The sequence below is a fragment of the Paraburkholderia sp. SIMBA_053 genome (assembly GCF_046534895.1).
Classification (GTDB): Bacteria; Pseudomonadota; Gammaproteobacteria; order Burkholderiales; family Burkholderiaceae; genus Paraburkholderia; species Paraburkholderia caledonica.
In genome coordinates this window covers 1-1507 of sequence record NZ_JAWRXU010000037.1, presented here as the reverse complement: position 1 = coordinate 1507, position 1507 = coordinate 1, and the positions used below count along the sequence as shown (strand labels likewise).

Sequence of the window (1507 nt, the reverse complement as noted above, 5' to 3'; positions counted from 1 at the left end):
ATTCTGGCCCTAAACCACCCCCAAGTTAAGTACGCATTATGGTCACGTTATGTTAAACAAGTTTAAGCGTACTTTTTTAGTAAACACTAATATGCGCGCGCGTTACTATGCAACCGCTCACAAAGAGAGTATTGCAGTCAGTGACACCATGACTAGAAAAATTACAGATAACTACATTTTTAGAAAATTTAAGTGCGGATTAAGCAGGGCTGAGACAGCAAAATTATGTTTTAAATCTGTGAGAACCATCACACGATGGGATGCTGGACAGGAGATACCGCCAGAGTGCAGGCGACTCATGAAAATTTACAGTGGATGTGATCTTGAAACGATAGATGAAGCATGGCGAGGTTGGCGATTCATTCGCGATAAGCTCGTCACTCCTGGAGGGTGGAGCATGACTCCCGAACGAATCATTACCGGAAGTGCTTTAATGGAGATAGACGCAGAGAGTGACCGTCGAACAAAGGCTAAGATTATCAAGGCAGCACGACAACTTAGAAAGATTCCACAATATAGATAAAATTAAGCCCCAAATATTTGGGGCTATTTTATCCAATTGCTTACCATCATACCCTGATTAAATATCTTCAACAGGATTCGGAATATCTCCTAGAATCTCGTCCCTGTCACAGTGTTTAAGAAAAAAATAGAGAGAAGAGTCAATGATTTTAAGAATTTTCCCACCTCTATCATAATCGACAAATGGAGGTTGAATTCCTTTTGAAACCTGATGTTGAGTGAGATTATGAAGAAACTGCCCTAAATCACTTGACCTGACATCATCTGGACGATGGTGAATGGAACGTATGGCATCAAGAAGGTATCCTCTTGCCATACCTTTTTGGATGTCATCAAAATCTTCTGTTAGCAGAAGTTTAATAAAATAGTATGGATAAGCTAATGATGGTTTCCCACTTTGAGCACTAACACGAACACGAATATCAACAAAAGACTCGAAGTTTCGAATGTGACGAACCCCATACTCCCGAGCCTTTGTGGCCATCGCCTCAGCCAAGTGTTCTCTCGTAATAGGAACCTTTGTAGGGCTTGTGGCGCTGACACCTGCTAACTGGCAACAGAGCTTACAAATTTCTTGAACAACGCCAATACTATCAAATGATTCATCGACTAATTTGTCTGCTACATCAGAAAAATCGACATTGAGCAATTCTTCTCCTTTTGAAATGACTTGTAAAAAATCATCTCTATCCCAAGGTTCTACAGCAACTTCTGTTACTCGATCCAAAAGGTCGCCGTTAAATTGAACCAATCTATTAGCTTCGCGCCAAATACCTAGAACAATAAAGACTAAATGATGGTCTTGAAATATTCGAAGGTCATAAGACAATGATTTTTGAACATCGTGGCTCAGGTAATGAAAATTTTCGAGCACAACATATTTATTAAAGTCCTTTGAATGAAGAACTTCTGATACATCCTGTGCAAGTGCTAAGTTGTACTCAACGTGAGATTCCTTAACGCTGCTTTTTTCTGACGCTTTATC

General features: G+C 39.9%; 2 protein-coding genes. One reads left to right on the top strand and one right to left on the bottom strand.

Features of this window, described 5'->3' with window-relative positions:
• Positions 1–49 precede the first annotated feature (49 nt).
• Positions 50–523 carry a DUF3653 domain-containing protein gene (locus SB753_RS34340; RefSeq protein WP_410804482.1) on the top strand — a complete coding sequence of 158 codons (474 nt, stop codon included), beginning with the start codon at positions 50–52 and terminating at the stop codon, positions 521–523.
• Positions 524–580: 57 nt separating this feature from the next.
• Here SB753_RS34340 and SB753_RS34335 read toward each other — a convergent pair.
• A partial coding sequence (locus tag SB753_RS34335; RefSeq protein WP_410804480.1) for a hypothetical protein occupies positions 581–1507 on the bottom strand: 927 nt, incomplete at its 5' end.